The sequence below is a fragment of the Streptococcus oralis genome, from assembly GCF_026782285.1.
Lineage (GTDB): Bacteria > Bacillota > Bacilli > Lactobacillales > Streptococcaceae > Streptococcus > Streptococcus oralis_CG.
The window spans coordinates 160,970-177,930 of sequence record NZ_JAKUWG010000007.1 but is presented as its reverse complement, the minus strand read 5'-3'; the positions used below and the strand labels follow the sequence as shown (position 1 = coordinate 177,930).

Annotated in this window: 12 protein-coding genes; 1 reads left to right on the top strand and 11 read right to left on the bottom strand. The window is 40.1% G+C overall.

Annotated features, from left to right (window positions below; all coding sequences use genetic code 11):
• Positions 1 to 71: 71 nt before the first annotated feature.
• The 6 genes from MK403_RS05975 to mecA form a co-directional block, all read right to left on the bottom strand.
• Positions 72 to 1,820 (bottom strand): ABC transporter ATP-binding protein, encoded by a 1,749-nt coding sequence (locus MK403_RS05975; protein ID WP_268709270.1) that lies wholly within the window; start codon positions 1,818 to 1,820, stop codon positions 72 to 74.
• A 1-nt stretch (position 1,821) separates the two neighbouring features.
• Positions 1,822 to 3,546 (bottom strand): ABC transporter ATP-binding protein, encoded by a 1,725-nt coding sequence (locus tag MK403_RS05970; RefSeq protein ID WP_268709269.1) that lies wholly within the window; start codon positions 3,544 to 3,546, stop codon positions 1,822 to 1,824.
• A gap of 59 nt (positions 3,547 to 3,605) precedes the next feature.
• Positions 3,606 to 4,544, bottom strand: coding sequence for a peptide-methionine (R)-S-oxide reductase MsrB (gene msrB / locus MK403_RS05965; RefSeq protein ID WP_268709268.1), 939 nt, complete (start codon positions 4,542 to 4,544; stop codon positions 3,606 to 3,608).
• Between the two features lie 262 nt (positions 4,545 to 4,806).
• On the bottom strand, positions 4,807 to 5,676 hold the full coding sequence (gene thrB, locus MK403_RS05960) for a homoserine kinase (RefSeq protein WP_268709267.1): 870 nt from the start codon (positions 5,674 to 5,676) through the stop codon (positions 4,807 to 4,809).
• 1 nt (position 5,677) lies between these two features.
• Positions 5,678 to 6,964, bottom strand: a complete 1,287-nt coding sequence (locus MK403_RS05955; RefSeq protein WP_268709266.1) for a homoserine dehydrogenase — start codon at positions 6,962 to 6,964, stop codon at positions 5,678 to 5,680.
• 148 nt (positions 6,965 to 7,112) lie between these two features.
• Positions 7,113 to 7,853, bottom strand: coding sequence for an adaptor protein MecA (gene mecA, locus MK403_RS05950; RefSeq protein ID WP_093585700.1), 741 nt, complete (start codon positions 7,851 to 7,853; stop codon positions 7,113 to 7,115).
• A gap of 122 nt (positions 7,854 to 7,975) precedes the next feature.
• Between mecA and MK403_RS05945 the strand changes: the two genes are divergently transcribed.
• The gene (locus MK403_RS05945; protein ID WP_169446256.1) at positions 7,976 to 9,454 is read left to right on the top strand and encodes an oligosaccharide flippase family protein; all 1,479 of its coding nucleotides are present in this window, start codon (positions 7,976 to 7,978) and stop codon (positions 9,452 to 9,454) included.
• A gap of 49 nt (positions 9,455 to 9,503) precedes the next feature.
• Here the strand turns inward: MK403_RS05945 and MK403_RS05940 are convergent, their stop codons facing one another.
• Genes MK403_RS05940 through MK403_RS05920 form a run of 5 tightly spaced genes read right to left on the bottom strand, consistent with a single transcriptional unit; the run spans position 9,504 to position 16,921 of the window.
• Positions 9,504 to 12,029 carry an MBL fold metallo-hydrolase gene (locus tag MK403_RS05940; protein ID WP_268709265.1) on the bottom strand — a complete coding sequence of 842 codons (2,526 nt, stop codon included), beginning with the start codon at positions 12,027 to 12,029 and terminating at the stop codon, positions 9,504 to 9,506.
• 36 nt (positions 12,030 to 12,065) lie between these two features.
• Entirely contained in the window at positions 12,066 to 12,878 is an 813-nt protein-coding gene (locus MK403_RS05935; RefSeq protein ID WP_268709264.1) for a LicD family protein, read from the bottom strand.
• A gap of 57 nt (positions 12,879 to 12,935) precedes the next feature.
• On the bottom strand, positions 12,936 to 15,095 hold the full coding sequence (locus MK403_RS05930) for a LicD family protein (RefSeq protein ID WP_268709263.1): 2,160 nt from the start codon (positions 15,093 to 15,095) through the stop codon (positions 12,936 to 12,938).
• 21 nt (positions 15,096 to 15,116) lie between these two features.
• Entirely contained in the window at positions 15,117 to 16,088 is a 972-nt protein-coding gene (locus MK403_RS05925) for a glycosyltransferase family 2 protein (protein WP_268709262.1), read from the bottom strand.
• Positions 16,085 to 16,921, bottom strand: a complete 837-nt coding sequence (locus MK403_RS05920) for a LicD family protein (RefSeq protein ID WP_001281453.1) — start codon at positions 16,919 to 16,921, stop codon at positions 16,085 to 16,087. Before MK403_RS05920 ends, MK403_RS05925 begins: the two co-directional genes overlap by 4 nt.
• Positions 16,922 to 16,961 lie beyond the last annotated feature (40 nt).

Sequence of the window (16,961 nt, the reverse complement as noted above, 5' to 3'; positions counted from 1 at the left end):
TCTAGCTATTGTAACAAAAAAGTCACCCGAAGGCAACTTTTTTTGTCCATAAGATTTTAAAATAGAAAGGATTATTCAGAGCTAAAAGCTACTGCTTTTTGCATTTGGTAATACTTGCCCTTTCTAGCCATGAGGTCCTGATGGTTACCATGCTCAACAATGTCACCATCTACCAAGACAAGAATCAAATCCGCATCCTGAATGGTTGACAAACGATGAGCAATGATAAAGCTTGTGCGCCCCTTCATGAGTTTGGCAAAGGCATCCTGTACTAGCACCTCTGTCCGTGTATCGATGGAGGAAGTTGCCTCGTCTAAGATAAGAATCTTTGGGATAGCTAGAAAGACTCGAGCGATGGTCAAGAGCTGGGCTTGCCCAACAGAGAGAGATTCTCCTGCATTTTCCAACTTAGTATCGTATCCCTGTGGCAACTGTTGGATGAAAAAGTCTGCGTTGGCCGCTTTGGCAGCAGCAATCACTTGCTCCCGACTAGCATCAGAATTCCCAAAAGCAATATTGTCATGAATGGTTCCTTGCTTGAGCCAGGTTTCCTGGAGCACCATTCCAAACTGCTGTCTCAATGATGCTCGGGTATAGTCGTAAATGGAACGATCGTCCAGCAAGATATCTCCTGAGTTAATAGGATAAAAATGCATGAGGAGATTGATAATAGTTGATTTTCCAGCACCTGTCGGACCAACAATGGCCACCTTGCTACCAGCTGGGATATCGATAGACAAATCCTTAATCAAGATCCTTTCAGGATTGTATCCAAAAGAAACATGCTTAAAGGAAATAGCTCCCTTAACTTGATCACTGGTCAAGACTTCCTTACCTGTTTCAGCCACCTCAGGACTTTCTAAGACAGCATAGACACGCTCTGCACAAGCGAGAGCACTTTGCAATTCGGCTAGAACAGAAGAAATATCGTTAAAGGGCTTAGTGTACTGCTGAACATAGTTCAAAAAGGTCACTAAACGCCCGATGGTCAAGGTGGATCCCATCATAATACGATAAGCTCCCACTCCAGCTAAAAGCGCATAAATCAGCGCATTGACAAAGCGAGTCGAAGGATTGACCATTGAAGAATAAAAGATGGCTGACTGAGAATAGCCTGCGTAGTTGGCATTCGCCTCGTGCAGTCTTTGGATAAACTCTGTCTGAGCATTAAAGGACTGGATAATAGTCTGCTGGCTAAGAGACTCTTCAATTAACTGAGTCTGAATCCCCCTCGTCTCTGTTTGTTTCTGGAAGAGATGATAGGAGCGTTTAGCAATAAAGCGTGAAATCACCATGGACAGCGGCGTCAACAGCAAGACCAAGAAGGTCATGAGGAGGTGAATTTGAAGCATAGCTAGGATACTAACCAAAATCATCAAGACACCAATGAAAAATTGGTTGAAAATCATGGTCAAGCCAGCTGCCAGCTGCTCTATATCTGTGGTCACACGACTGACCATCTCTCCACTGCCCTGCCGATCCACAAAAGCAATCGGTAAACGATGGAGCTTATGGATGATTCGCTCTCGCAAGTTTCTAGTATAAGAAAAGATTAGATGATTATAGAGGAGAGGATTGGCCCATTGTACCAGAGTATTTCCTATGACCACCAAGATCATCTGGAGAAAAATCTGCCAAAAAACTGGTGAAGAACCAGCCACTAGAACTTGGTCAATGACCTGCCCAATCAAGATAGGAAGGTAAATCAATAAGCCAACTTGGGCAATAGTTCCTAGAAAGGCTAGGAAAAGGAGGAAGGGATGGCTTGCTAAATCTATGGCCAAACGTTTGAGCGTCTGGTTTGCGGTTTGTCGTTTCATGCTAGTCCTCCTTTCCATGTTGGGATGCATTGATTTCGCGATAGACTTGGCTGGACTTCATCAATTCCTCGTGCTTGCCAACAGCTAGGAGCTCACCTTTTTCCAAGAGGAGAATCTGGTCAGCCATCTGAAGTGTCGAAGTCCGTTGAGAAATCAAGATTAAGCTCGTGTTAGGTAAATTTTCTCGGATAGCTTTCAATAGCTTGGACTCAGTGATGGTGTCGAGGGCCGAGGTCGCATCGTCTAGGATGAGAAATGGAGCTTGGCGCAAGACTGCACGTGCGATGGACAGCCTTTGTTTTTGTCCACCTGAGAAATTTCGTCCTCCTGCCTCAACTAGGGCATCCAAAAGTCCTTCCTTTTCACTGACAAAATCCTTAGCTTGCGTAATCTCCAAGGCCTGCCAGAGTTGCTGGTCAGATACTTCTCGATTGAAACCCAAAGTCAAGTTGGAACGAATAGTTCCTTTAAAAAGTTCGACTTTTTGGGGTACATAGGCAATCCAAGACCGCCACTGCTCAAGATTACGAGGACTACATCCATCTCGATAAATGTCAATGCTTTCCTTGTCTGCTGGATAAAGACCAAGTAATACTTGAACCAAGCTTGATTTACCTGAACCAGTTCCCCCGATGATACCAAGGATTTGCCCTTGCTTCATATCAAAGGAAATGTTTCTCAGAGAAGGCTGGGCGGCATCAGGATAGGTAAAGGTCAATTCTTGGACTTGTAAAACCTGATTACTGGTAGCTTGTTTTTGTTCTAACTCCGAATGGATATCTTCTGGAGTCTCAGCAAAGACTTCCTCGATTCGTTTAGCTGAGATATAAGACTGGTTGAGAGAATTTATCAGCATGGCTAGCTTGACCAATTCTACTAAAATTTGCAGGAGATAGTTGATTAGGGCAACCAAGGAACCTTGGCTGAGTAGATCTCCTTGTATAGAAATATAGCCCTGCCAGATGATGACGAGAAGGGTTCCATTGACAATCAGATAGGTCAGAGGTGTTAACAAACTAGACCAGAAACCCGTCTTTTCTTGCAATCTGGTATAAACTTGGTTAAGGGTTTGAAAAATCTGTAACTCTCGTTTTTCCTGGCCAAAAGCACGAATAACTCGCATCCCTTGTAATTGCTGGCGCGTTTCCTGAACCAGCTGGTCCGTTTTCTTTCTGAGATTGCTGTAAAGAGGATTGACCAGTCGTGAGAGCACCACAATGACAATCGTCAGAATGACAACCATGACCAAAAACCAGAAAGTCAACTCAGCTGAGATGCGATAGGCCATAAAGATAGCCCCAAAAACGATAATGGGCGCTCGCAAAAAGAGGCGCAGGAATTGATTGATCCCAGTCTGTATCTGGTAGGTATCCGAAGTCAAGCGAGTCACTAAGCTAGAAGTTGTCAGACGATCTCTGCTGTCCTTAGGCAAGGAAAGAATATGACGATAAAGGTCGTCTGTCAATTCTTTGGCAAACCCAACCGCTGCCTTGGCTGAGTAAAACTGGGCTACCAAGGCCACTAAAACGCCAATCACTGCAAAGATAAGGAGCAGGCCAATCTGCATCCATAGATGCCCTTGATCTCTCTGAGGCAAGGATTGGTCAACAATCCCAGCAATCACCATGGGAACCAAGAGCTCAAAAACAGCTTCAAGTAACTTGAACAAGGGTGCCAAAATGGATTCTTTAATGTAGGGTTTGAAGTAAGATAGTAAGTGTTTCATAAATCCCTTCTATTCTTATTCTAGAAATGAAGAAAGTGGGAAGCCCCACCCTCTCAGTTTTATTTGTTTAAGTAAGGTAATAGATAGCCATATCCTGCTTCTTCCATCTCATCCTTGGCTACAAAGCGCAAGGAGGCAGAATTAATACAGTAACGCAGGCCACCTAATTCCTGAGGACCATCTGTGAAAACATGACCCAAGTGAGCATTTCCTGACCGAGAACGAACCTCGATTCGCTCCATTCCATGACTCAGGTCTTTGTAATAATGAATCAATTCCTTAGAAATCGGACGGCTAAAACTTGGCCAACCACAACCTGAGGCAAACTTATCCTTAGCGAAAAAGAGTGGCTCACCCGTCGTGATGTCTACATAAATCCCTTCTTCAAAGGTTTGGTCATAGGCATTGCTAAATGGAGCCTCTGTAGCACCTTCTTGTGTAACACGGTAAGACTCTTCAGATAAACTTTCCCTTAACACTTCTTGACTAGGCTTTTCATAGTTTGCCGCATCAACTAATGGCTTCTCCGCATCGGTCACATCGATATGACAGTAACCTGAAGGATTTTTCTTGAGATAGTCTTGGTGGTAATCTTCTGCCAGAATGTAGTGGCGAAGTTTCTCCACCTCTACTGCAATCTTTCGACCCAGCATGCGCTCCTGCTCCTTCACCACTGTATAGATAGCTGGCAAGTCTGCATCATCCTGATAATAAATCCCCGTTCGATATTGGCGACCACGGTCATTTCCTTGTTGATTGATTGATAAGGGATCAATGACACGGAAATAATAAAGTAAAATCTCTCTTAGTGATACTGTATTCTCATCATAAATCACTTGAACCGTTTCTGCATGGTCTGTTTCCTTGAGCAGCTGGTAATTGGTCGTTTCGACTTGGCCATTAGCGTAGCCGACACTGGTTGCTAATACGCCTGAAATTCGTGAAAAATACTCCTCTAGGCCCCAAAAACAACCACCTGCTAGATAAATTTCTGCCATCTTTATTTCTCCTTTATCAAGTTTTTAACTAATACTCTTCGAAAATCAAATTCAAACCACGTCAGCTTACATCTGCAACCTCAAAACAGTATTTTGAGCTAACTTCGTCAGTTCTATCCACAACCTCAAAACACTGTTTTGAGCAGCCTGCGGCTAGCTTCCTAGTTTGCTCTTTGATTTTCATTGAGTATAAACTTCTTTTCAAAAAAAGGACAGGAAGCAGCCCCCTAGTCGAGACTTTCCCCATCCTATCTGCTATTCTTTACTTTGTTTCGACACGGACACCTTGCGTATCAACCTTCAAATCATGCAGTTTGCCTTTGAAAGACTGCTTTTGCAATTCTGCCTTAATCTTCGGCATCTTGTCATGAGAAGCCAGAACCATAACTGTCGGACCAGCTCCAGAGAGATAGGTTGCATAGGCATCATTTTCTTTAGCCACTTGCTTAATCGTCGCAAATTCCCTCACCAGATCCTGACGGTAGCGCTCGTGGAAGAGGTCTCCCTCGATTGCTTGTCCAGCTGTCACCATGTCTCCTGACAACAAGGCCGCAACAGCAACATTTGCGATAGAACTAGCTGCAACTGCTTCCTTGTAGGACAATTTTTTAGGCAAGACACTGCGGCTGTCTCGAGTACGCAATTCATAGTTTGGAATGTAGGCTAGGAAATCACACTCTGGGAAGTCTGCCACAATGGCTGAAACTTGCCCTTCAACGGAACTTGCAATAACGAGTTTACCATAAATGGCTGGAGCAACATTGTCAGGATGCCCTTCAATCTTAGTCGCCAGCTGCAATTTGTCATGATCAGATAAGTTGAGATTCCCCAGTTGGTTAGCTAGTTCAATCCCAGCAACAATAACCGAGCTTGAAGAACCCAAGCCACGCGCTAAGGGAACATCACTGGTCATTTTCAAGCGTCTTGGTTTCAAGTCAGGCGCAATTTGCAAGGCAATCTTGAGCAAGAGATTACGCTCGTCATGTGGAATCCATTTGCCAATCTGGTGTTCAATCAACCACTCATCTCGTTCTTCACAGACCTCAATTTGAAGATACTTGGTTACAGCTACACCGACCGAATCAAAACCTGGCCCGATATTGGCACTGGTTGCAGGTACGATAATCTTCATTCTATTCTCCTAACACCTTGAAAGTATTCAAGAGGTCAAATTCTGAAGCTTTGGCCAACTCTGATGAAACATTCTCAAGTTGTGCTTTATTAATCTTATGAGTAATAATCACTACACGCGCCTTGTCATCCTCTTTTCCATCTTGGAGGATTTGCTTGAAGGAAATATCTTGAGCATTAAAGATTTCAGCAAGTTTCAAGACCTGACCTTTTGAATCTGGTGCCAAGATTGAGAAATAGTAATTTGCTTTAACATCCTCAGGCTTGGCCAAGACAAGTTCACGGCTATATTCGTTAAAGTCTTTACCAATGGTACCATCATTCAAGCGACGAACGATACGAACAATATCCGCTACAACACTTGTTGCAGTTGGTTTTTGACCCGCACCTGGTCCGTAGTACATAGACTCACCAATACCTATAGATTCTACAAAAACAGCGTTCATGACCCCATTCACACTGGCAAGTGGATGTGCTTTAGGAAGGAAAGTTGGAGTTACTTCTGCGGCAATACCTGAAGGAGTTTCTTCGATAGAACCAACCAATTTGACAACATAGCCAAGGCCTTGGGCTACAGCCACATCTTCTGGTGTGATATTGCGGATCCCCTTATGGGCTACATCGTCAAAAGCAACCTTCATCCCAAAGGCAAATTGGCTCAAAATGACCATCTTGTAGGCTGCGTCAATCCCATCAACATCATTTGTAGGATCACTTTCTGCAAATCCAAGTCTTTGAGCTTCAGCCAGAGCATCATCGTAGGACCAGCCTTCTTCGACCATCTTGGTCATCATAAAGTTAGAAGTTCCGTTAACGACACCAAGAACGCGCGTGATTTTATCAGAAGCCAATGAATTTGCCAAGGTACGAAGAATCGGAATCCCACCAGCAACTGCTGCTTCGTAGTAGAGTGCCACATTGTTCTCTTTAGCGATTTCTAACAATTCTGCACCATGGACAGCCAAAAGGTCCTTGTTAGCAGTAACAACGTGTTTTCCAGCTTCTAAGGCACGAGTGATAAAGGTTTTAGCTGGTTCGATACGCCCCATCAATTCCACTACGATAGTAATGTCCTTGTCTGATAAAATATCGTCTACATTGGTTACAAAGTTAAAGTCATTCCCTGCTGCAAGTAAGCGGTTCTTCTCATCTTCATCCTTAACCAATACCTTGGCTACTTCAATCTCTGAATGAGCTGACTGGATGATTTTTTCTCCGTTTTCCTTTAGGAGGAATGGTACACCACTTGCAACGGTACCAAATCCAAGTAAAGCAATTTTAACTGTCATGTTTGTCTCCTCGAAATTTTCTAATATAGCCATTATAACAGAATTTTTCGAAAATTCCTATCCAAGAAAACCACTATTTATAGATAGAAAAGAAAAAACGAATCATGGGATTCGTCTTTTCTGATAAGTAAAAATTGATTTCTAAAAACTATGAATTAACTTTTTGAAGACCGAGCACAGCGTCGTGATTAATCAAGATGCGACCATACTCTTGTAAGACCGAACGACTGATATCACTGTCGTCTGCGAATTCACGCATACGAGCCAAGAGCCAGGCTGGGTATGGACTTGGATGATTTTCAATATCGACTAAAATTGTCAAATAATAGTGCCCATTCATCTTATAGAGTTCAGATGTTTCCATCTGGTAGTTAACCGTCTTTGAAAAAGCAACTAAGTCAGCAAGGCTTGCAAAGCGCAGGATATAGTAGATATAAGGTTCTTTCTTATTCTCCGTCTCCTTTTCTGTTTGCTCTTGCTCTTCTTCCTTTGCTTCGACCTGCTCTAGAGATTGGATAGCTTCAATATCATCCTTGGTCTTTTCTGCGATACTCTTTTCCAAGGTTTTGAGAAATTCGTCCGGCGACATTTGGGCCAATTCTTCCATGTCAGGTAGGTCCGCCAAATCTTCAAAATCTAGGTTTTGGTCAATCTTAGACTTGGTCACAAAGACATCGACCTTATCTGGTTTTGGCGTCACACGAAAACTGAGCATGCCACTATCCAAGAAATTGTCGGGCATCTCTAACTCATCTAAAATAGCATAGAAAAACTCTTCGGTTTTTTCCTGAGGAACGAGAAAGTCTGCAATCTCCATTCCCCGATCCATCAAATCATCTAAAGTCATCGTGATTTTCAGTGTTGTATCACTAATTTGTTTCATCTTCATATCTAGTAACCTCATACTTTCAGTCTATCTATTATACTAGATTTTTAGGATTTTATCAAAAGAATGAAGCTGGAATGTGATATAATACTAGAGATAATGTTACATTTAAGAAAGAAAGTTCAATGAAAAATATAAAAGTTAATGCATTGGCTAGCTTGCTGGTCAATATCCTCAATATCGTTTTTCCGCTGATAACCAACCCTTATCTGACGCGGATTCTCAGCAAATCCAACTACGGTTACTTCAATACCGCTAATACCTGGGCCAGCTTTGTCATTCCACTAGCTGCCTTTGGTATTTACAACTACGGGATTCGTGCTATCAGTAAGGTTAAGGACGACAAGAATAAAATCAACTATGTCTTTTCTAAGCTGTTTTATATTTCTGTTTTCACATCTCTTCTGACGACTGGTATCTACTTCCTCTTTATCTTCTTTGACACCAGCATTGAGAACCTTAAAGTCCTTTACTACATCCTAGGAGCTCAGGCACTCTTCCAATTCCTCAATATCGAATGGATGAATGAGGCCTATGAAAACTATGCCTTTATCCTTTACAAGACATTGATTATTCGGATTACCATGCTGGTCGCCATCTTTGCCTTTGTCAAAACTGCTAATGATATTGTTCCCTACGCTATCGTCATGACAGCGACCACTATCCTCAACTACCTCCTTAGTTTTCTTTGGATCAAGAGAGAAGTTTCCTTTGTCAAAATTGGTTTCATCGAGTTAGCTAAGGCTTCTAAACCACTCTTTACTATGCTTCTCTTGGCAAATGCCAATATGCTTTATACCTTGCTAGATAGAATGTTTATCACCAAGGGACCAGATGAAAACTATATTTCTTATTATACAATTGCCTATAGCATCGTCATGCTGATTGCTGGTGTCTTAAGTGGAGCTATCAGTGTCAGCATTCCACGTCTCGGCTACTACCTCGGGAAAAAGGATTACAATTCTTATAATTATCTTGTAAATCAAGCGGCATCATTATTCTATTTTCTCATGATTCCAACTAGTTTCGGAATTATGATTTTAGGAAAGTACGCAACGGTTATCTACTCTTCTGAAAAGTATCTTGAGGCAGGTATCGTGACCAGCGTCTTCGCCTTTCGAACCATTATCTGGGCTATTGAATTGATTCTTGGTAAGCAAATTATCTTTATCAATGACCACGAGAACCGCTTGACTGCTTTCTACTTTGCTGGTGGTGGAGCAAATCTCCTCTTCAACTGTATCTTGTATATCAATAATATTTTTGCCCCTGAGTATTATATTGCTACGACCATTATTGCGGAAGCCATCGTTGTTCTCTTAGAAATTCATTTTATTAGGAAACACCAACTAATCAATTTAAAAGAAATTTTTGTAACCTTAACACGTTATGGTCTCATATCCCTTGGATTTATCCCGATCTTCTATATTTTCAAGATGATTTTCCAAATCAGTTCCTATACGGTGAACCTCAACATGATCCTCATGGTTCTCTCTACCATAGCTACTTGTGGAATCTACTATCTCTTAACACTCTTTCTCACTAAGGATAAAACACTTCACTATGCACTGAACCTAGTACTAGCTAAGATCAAAAGAAACTAAAAGAACACCCTACTGATAAACGAGCGTTTATCAGTAGGGTGTTTCTTATTTATTCTTTTTCTTTCTTGTCAGAAGTATTGGCTTCTAGATTTGAATCTTGTTTTGGCTCTTCAGCAATAGAGGAATTAGCTTCTTGCTTCTTTTCTGACTGATCTGCTTCGCCATTTACAGCAGCAACAGCCTGTCTCCAAATGCCTTCCTCGTTTACCTTATAACCATCAGGCGTAGTTGCATTTTTCAACAAGGAACCATCTGTTTGGAAATAGTACCAATTACCATCAAGTCGTTTCCAACCGGTCTGCATAGCTCCTGAGTCATCAAAGTAATAATGATCACCATTTACTTTATGAAGGCCAACCAACATGATGCCATCTTCAGGATTGAGATAATACCAGATTCCTTTATCCTTTATCCAACCTGTTTTCATTGCTCCACTTGCTTCAAAGTAACGATAATGATTATCAAACCATTTCCAGCCTGTTTGCATAGCTCCTGATGCACTAAAGTAATACTGCTTACCATCTACTTGTTGGAAGCCGACCAACATGATACCTTCCTGATCTTCAAGATAATACCATGTTCCTTGTTCTTTCAACCAACCGGTTTTCATAGCCCCTGAGTCAGCGTAGTAATGCCAGTGTTTATCAAGCCACTGCCAGCCTGTTTGCATGGCACCACTAGGACTCAAATAGTAACGCGTACCGCCAATCGTCTGGATTCCAGTTAACATAATACCATCTTGATTTAGGTAATACCATTTCTCATTATCCTTAATCCAGCCTGTTTTCATAGCGCCTGAGTTCGCATAGTAATACCAATTATTCTCTAGCCATTTCCAGCCCGTTTGCATTGCACCGCTAGCGTTCAAATAGTAACGAACACCATTTATATCTTGTTTTCCAGTGAGCATGATACCATCTTTATCCAGATAATACCAAGTATCCTGATCCTTGATCCAGCCAGTTTTCATAGCTCCAGAACTTGCAAAATAGTTCCAGTGACCATCAACAAAGGCCCAACCGGTTTGCATCACACCTTCTTGATTAAAGTAATACGTGCTTCCATTGATATTCTTTTTGCCAACAGTCCGTAGCCCATCCTCATCATAGAAATACCAATCTGAATCAATCTTTTGCCAAGTTAAAGGTTTACCTGCTGTTTGGAGTGCACCACTTTCGCTAAAGAACATCTTCTTGCCATTAAAGAATTGATTTCCTGTTAGCATCTTCCCATCTGCTGCAAAGAGATATTTCTTCCCTCCAATTTCAGAAAGCTCACTAAATCGTCTAGCACCATTTGATTGGATATAATACCAATGACCATCCAGCTTGAACCAACCACCAGTTTGCATTTTACCATTTTGGTTCAAATAGTAGTCATTTCCCTTGGCATTTTCTCCCCAATCATCATTAAGGTGAAGCCAGCGTCCTGCTTGCATTTGCCCTTTTCCATTAAAGAAGTAAGTGGCTCCGCCAATCTCTTTCCAACCGATAGCCATTTCCCCGTCACTTAAACGATATTTCCAGTAGCCACCTTCTTGATACCATTTTTCGTCAACTACAGGGATGTCCGGGAAGAGATTAGAAACATTGGCAAATCCGCTATCACTAATATCAAAAACGGTAGCATCTTGAGTTTGACTAGAAGCTCTGAGAACTTGAATATTTTTCTTTTGGAGATATTCTCTGGTTGAAGCAACATTAATATCACCACCAGTTGTCTGAATAATCATCTTTGGAGATAGGTTTTCAAGAAAATTAATCGTATTTGAAATTGTCGCATCATAATGATGATTCCATTTCATCATATCTACCTTACCAATAACAGGACCTAACTTATCTTCCGCTCCTTCTGCGTTATCCAAATCTCCACCAAGATAGATTCTCTTTCCTGCCACAGTCACCACTGAAACGATTGAGTTGGAGTTATCATCTAGAACTTTTTTCAGGTTACCATCAGCATCATATTCATTTTTATAATTATAGAGTTGGATATCCATATCACCTAATTTAAAGTGACTATCCTCGTCTGTAATATTCTGAATAAGAGTAACTCCTCGTTTGTGTGCGGTTCTCAAAGCATTATCATAATTGAAAAGATTATCCCAGAGTCCCCAGTGTGAGGTGATCCGATCATCTGAATATTTTTTTAAATAAAACTTACCAACCTGGTAACGATTAAGTATCTCATCTGCTCCGCCGATATGGTCACTATGTACATGGGTTCCCAAAATAAAATCTAATTTTTTAACACCAATCTGATCAAGATGGCGAATCAAACGGTCTTCCAAGACTTGATAATTTCTCATGGAAATTCCCCAGCGGCTTGGATAGCGTGGGTCACTCCCATCAGGAAAGTCATAATCTTCCCCCATGTCAATCAAGGCATAATGACCATTGCTCTCCAGAAGAATAGCATCACTCCCGGATTTTGCTTTAGTATTTATGAAATGGATACGATTACCTGAACCAGCAGTAATGGTGTCTGCATTAACTTGTTGTGATAAACCAATCAACACAAAAAGGAAAGCAAATAAACTATAACTGACTGATTTAACTAATCTTTTATTCTTCATCTTGAACACTCCTTTCTCGATGAAAACAATCTCTTACTAATCAATCCAATAATTCTTATCAGTTCCTGGAACCTGCTGTTCAACAGGTGGTGGAGTCATATAGTCTGCTCCAAATTCGTAGACAAGAATTTCATGGTATTTTCTCGGAGCCTTCACTACGATGTTTTCGTATGGCATATCAATCAGATCATAGAGCCATTCTTTTTTGATTCCCTCTGGAAAGCTTGGATCAAATATCGTACAGGTAAGATCTGTAGCCTGATTTACACTATATTTCAAAGCAAGGTTCTCTAATTTTTGATTCCAAGTTTGTGGAGAGCTTAGACGGAAAATAGCTGACCCAATATAACGAGGCAGATTTTTAAGTCCACCATTCTCAGACTTGATCCCTTTAAAATTCAAAGAAGAAAGGCGGACAAAGTGTTTATAGAGCTTCATTTTCTTACAATCACTTTCCTCCGTCACGACACCATCGTATGGAAAAATATCAACGCAAGTTCCCAATACGACTGTCGGGTCCAGAAGATTGGCGTCTCTACGTGTTCTAATATCATGAACACGCATATAACTATACGGATAGCCTTTTGTTTCTCTAAAAGAAATCAATTTGTAGTAGGGATGATTCTCATTTTTTAAAACCTTATAAAGCTTTTCAAATTCATCTCGCGCCAAGGAAATATCCGTATCATCATCCCAAGGGATAAATCCTTTATGTCGGACAGCTCCTAGTAAGGTTCCAAAATCAATAAAATATTTAATCTGATGCTGTTCACATAATTCATGTAGATACTTTAAAATATCCAACTCCACTTGTTTTATTTCTTCAAGACTTAAAACTCTCTCAGACATACTTTCTATTCTCCTAATTTCGACTAATTTTTTAAACGATTTCTAACTGTGATTTGCTTACTTAGAACTTTTAGTGATTTTCCACAGTTTGAAATCATGGTGAGATACTCTCTGTTCAAGAGGGGGCAATTGCATGTAATCTCCATAGTCAGAGGTCAAAATTTCATGGTAGTTTTTTGGAATCATAAATTCCTTACCTTCAAATGTTCCCACAATCACTTGTTCTAACCACTCACGTTTCCAAACTGGCTTATTCATATCCTTGTAAATCAAATAGTCAACTTGCTCATAGTCAGCAACTGCTCTAGATTTAGCAAGCTCATCAATTTGCTCAACATATTTATTCGTATTTGTGAAATAGAAAATGACAACAGAAATATAACGAATTAAAGAATTTAGTAGACTTTTCGTGTTGGTAATTCCTTTAAAAGTGTAACAACTTAATTGACGTTTCTTTATGAGTTTCGTCATTTTGTTTTTAAAATCTGCATCATCTTCATAACCATCTACAGGGAAAATATCCACATAGATTCCCATATTGGAATCAATTCGTACATCTTCTTCTAGCAAGTAGGTATGGTTATCCTGCACTTTCATAAAAGGATAGACATAGTTGAGATTATTTTTATAAGACATGACCTCGTAACGCTCATCAGGATGAGCGATAAGGTAATCTTGTAGTTTCTCATAGTCTTCTCTTAGCATGCAGATGTCCATGTCATCATCCCAAGGAATAAAACCTTTATGGCGAACAGCACCAATTAGACTTCCATATGCTAAGAAATACTTGACACCAATTTTCTGACAAACCTCATGAATGTACTCCATGATTCCAAGTTCCATCTGTTGAATTTCATTGACATCTGTTACTTCTTGGTACCGAACTCCTTCATCTCGTTTGCAGACTACGAGTCCATAACCAATCGCTAGCCAGAAGATGATATTAATAAAGTTGGTTGAATACATAATCTGACTTTCAAATAATTGACCAAACAAGATTCCGAAGAAAAGAATCATGATCAATTTATCAGTATTTTTCTTGGAAACAATCAAATACGTTAAAAAGCGCTTGATGACATAGCCCAGTATAAGAAGGAAGGATACTAAGCCTAGAACTCCCGAACTGACAAATATGGTCACAAGAATGTTATGAAAATTCCCACCGATAAGGGAGTTTTGAATCTCAAATTTACTGAAATATTCTGTATAGTAATCCGGGACATTACGTACACCGTAACCAAAAATTGGTTTGGCACTTCCCATCTTAATGGCATTTTTCCAAATATAGGTCCTACCACTTGGTGTTGTTTCAATTAAATGGAGTTCACCATTCTTCTTGGTAACAGACGAATCTGTCTCAGCGTAGGACTGTCCTTTATTTAAGTCAAAAACAGTCGCAGTTTCAGATGAGATATAAATTGAAGTTGCATAGCTTAATCCAATGTTGGTAGCAGTAACCAGCGAACCAGCAACAATAAAAGTAAGAAATCGTTTAATGAGACTTCCTCTAGTAGCAAAGAAACTATAAAGTCCAATCATAAGGAGTAAAGAAAGTAAGGCTCCTCGACTTTGCATAGTAGCAAAGTATACTAATTGAATCACATTGTTCAGTTTAAGATATACAGAATATTTACTTCCTTTATGGATCAGATACATAGCTAAAATAATGCTAATGTATGAAAATATCGCACTAGCATTAGGATTGACAATCCCCCACAGACGTCCATTCATGACACCATAATAATAAGATTGCTCGCCAATTTTAAATAGGATAAGGACTCTACTTATCAATAAACCAAACGCAAAAATTGCTGAAGAAAAAGATACAATTTGAACCGTATAGGCAATCCAGTCAAATAATTTTTTAAGTTGCCCCGATTGTAACATGGTAAATAATAAAACATAGGTTACCATGAAAAGGATTTCAATCACATTTCCAATCAAATGTCCAGAGCGATTGAATACTGCCGATAGCAGATGACTCCCAGATAACAAGCCAAATAAGGCCAAAAACTTTCGATCTACTGTAATCTGTTTCCACTTAAACAACAATGTGTAGCAAATATAAAGTACAACAATCGCTGACAATCCCTTATAGATTGGATTTGCTACCTTATAAACCAGTGAACTCATACTTAAAATCGAAATAAAAACAAATAGATATGCAATCCATAGTTTTGATTTTTCAAAGTATTCATCCATTTTTGAAAAATTCATTTTCAACTCCTTCTCATGATATTAGTTTTTTAATCCAACAATTTTCTTATATAGCCATGGAGAAATGACAAGTGAAAGGATCGCTACCTTGCGAAAAGTAGTGAAATAAGCATCCTTCCATATTTCGCGTCGATGCTGAACAATCCAAGTCCTCAACTCAGCTTTCTCCTTTTGATACTGTTCAGATGAAGTAAAGATAATTTTATCGTAAACTGTGATGTACGACCAACATTCTCTATTTTTTAATTCAGGTTTTAAATCAGGAAAGACTTGTGATACTTGAGCGATTATTTGCTGATAAACTTCTACCGTGTCAAATACATGCTGATTAACAGATGTTGTTGCACTTCCCTCACGATGATCATAATAATAAACAGGTTTGTCAATAAATACGCTACTACATCTTGTCTTTAGTAGCAGTTCAGTTAGAAATAAGGCATCTTCAGCTAGATGATAATTTGTATTAAACTTTTCATCCGCAAGCAGGTCTCTCTTAAACAGTTTAGCGACTGGAAAAAATGACGTTCTAGTGGTCATCAGTAATTCCTTCATGGTTTCTTCTGTTGACCAGATTTCTTTTTTTCCAGAATGAGGAGGTAAGTCTGTCAAAATGCCGTTTTTAATATGGTGCAGAGGAGCGATTGTAAATCCTACGGACTCCTTATCATCAACTGCACCAATCAAGATTTCCAGATAATCTTTAGTAACGAAATCATCGCTATCAATAAAGGTAACCCAAGAACCCGTCGCTAGCTGAATTCCCATATTTCTAGCATTTGAAACACCAGCATTTTCTATATGATAAACCTTGATATTCTCATACTGAGATGCTAAGTGATCACAGATCTGTCCGCTGGAATCGGTAGAACCATCGTTGATTAGGATTAACTCAAAATGGGTATAAGTCTGTTGAAGAATCGACTCCACACATCGCTCCAGGTAGGCTTCTACATTGTAGACTGGAACGATAACGCTAATTTTTTCTTCCATCATGCCCCATATTCTCCCTTGTACTCCGTGTAGCTCTTGTCCATGTCTGCTATAATCGCATCATGATGTGGTACCTGCTTGTCTGCTGGTGGCGGTGTCATATAATCTCCAAAAGCAGTGCTGAGATAGGCATCATAGCCGACTGGGATGGGCAGCTCAGTTCCTTCAAATGGCAAGAAGAGATTGTCTTCAAAAGATGCGATTGGATATCTATTTTTCATGTAGCCAGGACCTGAGCATAATTCCGTAATTCCATCGCTCTCAGCAAGACCATACTTGGTCATTTCTTTTTCAGCCTTTTTCCAAATGCGATAACGTAGAGATTTGGGAGTCAAACCGAGTAAGATACGACTTCCCCATTTCATGATGGCACCATGCTTTTCTGGGATAGTTTGGGCGCAAAAGAGTGAATAAATCAAGGCCCAGCGAACCTGTTTCTTACGCTCAGCTGGATTTTTAGGATAATAATCCAAAGGCAAAACGTCCAAAGCCAAACCATGTGGCAAATCCAAATCCTTCTGATAAGGCTTGATACAGGTCGTTTCCTTATCACGAATGGTAATAAAGAGGTTTCGATCGACAAACTCCTTGTTACTTTTTGATAAGAAATAGCGCTCATTTGCATAACGAGGCCATAGTTCTGCCAACTTTTCATAGTCCTTGCGAGGCATGAAAAAATCTAAGTCATCATCCCAAGGAATGAAGCCCTTATTACGAAGGGCACCAATAGCCCCACCACCACAGAGATAGCACAACAAATTATGTTCTTTACAAAACGCGACGAAATATTCAGCCATTTCCAGACTACGAGCCTGAATCGCTTTCAAATCACTCATGTCTCTCCTCTTCTGTCCAATAACGAGTTATATCGTTTTA

Excerpts from the sequence above, each read along its gene's own strand:
- MK403_RS05975 (WP_268709270.1), bottom strand. The coding sequence starts at position 1,820 with ATGAAACGACAAACCGCAAACCAGACGCTCAAACGTTTGGCCATAGAT.
- MK403_RS05970 (WP_268709269.1), bottom strand. The coding sequence starts at position 3,546 with ATGAAACACTTACTATCTTACTTCAAACCCTACATTAAAGAATCCATT.
- msrB (WP_268709268.1), bottom strand. The coding sequence starts at position 4,544 with ATGGCAGAAATTTATCTAGCAGGTGGTTGTTTTTGGGGCCTAGAGGAG.
- thrB (WP_268709267.1), bottom strand. The coding sequence starts at position 5,676 with ATGAAGATTATCGTACCTGCAACCAGTGCCAATATCGGGCCAGGTTTT.
- MK403_RS05955 (WP_268709266.1), bottom strand. The coding sequence starts at position 6,964 with ATGACAGTTAAAATTGCTTTACTTGGATTTGGTACCGTTGCAAGTGGT.
- mecA (WP_093585700.1), bottom strand. The coding sequence starts at position 7,853 with ATGAAGATGAAACAAATTAGTGATACAACACTGAAAATCACGATGACT.
- MK403_RS05945 (WP_169446256.1), top strand. The coding sequence starts at position 7,976 with ATGAAAAATATAAAAGTTAATGCATTGGCTAGCTTGCTGGTCAATATC.
- MK403_RS05940 (WP_268709265.1), bottom strand. The coding sequence starts at position 12,029 with ATGAAGAATAAAAGATTAGTTAAATCAGTCAGTTATAGTTTATTTGCT.
- MK403_RS05935 (WP_268709264.1), bottom strand. The coding sequence starts at position 12,878 with ATGTCTGAGAGAGTTTTAAGTCTTGAAGAAATAAAACAAGTGGAGTTG.
- MK403_RS05930 (WP_268709263.1), bottom strand. The coding sequence starts at position 15,095 with ATGAATTTTTCAAAAATGGATGAATACTTTGAAAAATCAAAACTATGG.
- MK403_RS05925 (WP_268709262.1), bottom strand. The coding sequence starts at position 16,088 with ATGATGGAAGAAAAAATTAGCGTTATCGTTCCAGTCTACAATGTAGAA.
- MK403_RS05920 (WP_001281453.1), bottom strand. The coding sequence starts at position 16,921 with ATGAGTGATTTGAAAGCGATTCAGGCTCGTAGTCTGGAAATGGCTGAA.